At 42.3% G+C, this 1,462-nt stretch carries 1 protein-coding gene; it reads left to right on the top strand.

All coding sequences use genetic code 11. The annotated features are described in order from the left end of the window. On the top strand, positions 1 to 1,171 hold a 1,171-nt coding region (locus D5R40_RS32960; RefSeq protein ID WP_124155888.1), incomplete at its 5' end, for a hybrid sensor histidine kinase/response regulator. Positions 1,172 to 1,462 lie beyond the last annotated feature (291 nt).

The raw sequence follows: 1,462 nt of genomic DNA, 5'->3' as shown, positions 1-1,462 counted from the left end.
TGATGGTGAAGATGCTCTAGCCCAAGTACAACGCCATCACCCAGACATGATTCTGCTGGACATTGATATGCCGAAAATAGATGGTTTTGAAACCTGCATTCGTCTTCAGGCAAATCAAGCAACTAAAGGAATTCCAGTCATTTTTATGACAGCTATCGCTGATACCGAAGACAAAGTCAAAGGTTTGTCATTAGGTGCAGTCGATTACATCACCAAACCCTTTGAAGAAGCGGAAGTGTTAGCTCGCGTCAAAGTCCACTGGCGATTAAAGCGACTGACGGATACTTTAGAACAGCAGGTGAGTGAACGGACTCAGGCGCTGCAACAAGCTCAAGTGCAATTGGTACAACAGGAGAAACTCTCGGCGCTGGGGCAATTAGTGGCTGGGGTTGCCCATGAAATTAATAATCCAATTGGTTCCATGGTCGGTAATGTTAGTGTTGCACAAGATTACATCAACGATCTATTAGGTATCATCGATCTCTATCGCGAGAAATTTCCTCAACCCGGTGCAGAAATTGAAGAAGCACTGGAAGCAAGCGACTTAAACTATATGCTAGAAGATTTACCAAAGTTAGTTAAATCTATGAAAGACGCTGGCGATCGCATTCAATCAATTAGCAGAAGTCTTCGCACCTTCTCCCGCGCTGATAGCGATACAAAAAGACCTTTTGACTTACATGAAGGGATTGATAGCACTATCCTGATTTTACGCCATCGCCTCAACGCTAACGAAAATCGTTCCGCCATTGAAGTTGTCACCGACTACGGCAATATTCCGAAAATTGTTTGTTTTTCTGGACAATTAAATCAGGTGTTTATGAATATTTTAGCCAATGCCATTGATGCTTTAGATGAATCCGATCGGGGAAGAGATACAGAAAATCAAGCTCATTCTAATCTAATTACCATTAAGACGCAACTGGTAGATGAACAGGTGAAAATTGCGATCGCTGATAATGGCAAAGGAATGTCACAAGAAGTGAAAGCCAAGATTTTCGACCATCTATTTACGACTAAAGCAATAGGGAAAGGAACAGGATTAGGATTGGCGATCGCTCGTCAAATCATAGTCGAAAAACATGGTGGAGAGATTCACGTTGATTCTATACTAGGAGAAGGCACTGAATTTATAATTAGTTTACCTACAACAGCAAACAGAAAAATTTAACTAAGCTGGATAGCAAAAGTCATCTAAAGATGACTAAAGGGAACTGACTATTATGATTAATTAACTAGGTACCAGCTTTTCGCTCCGGAATGCGACCCTTGCCAGCATTTAGCTGGAGTGCTTGAAATTCGAGGGTAACGGTCCCCCACAAGAGCTTGAAAAAATTAGTGGTGCGCCTTTTATGAGGGGAAAGAATCCCCCATTATACACCGTGAAAAGCTGTTTTGCTACGCAACATGTTTGCGTAGCATTCCGCAGGAAAAGGCCGTAGCCTTGGGTTAGCAATATGCT

The sequence above is a fragment of the Okeania hirsuta genome (assembly GCF_003838195.1).
In the GTDB taxonomy this organism is placed as follows: Bacteria; Cyanobacteriota; Cyanobacteriia; order Cyanobacteriales; family Microcoleaceae; genus Okeania; species Okeania hirsuta.
This window is presented reverse-complemented; position numbering and strand designations above follow the sequence as displayed.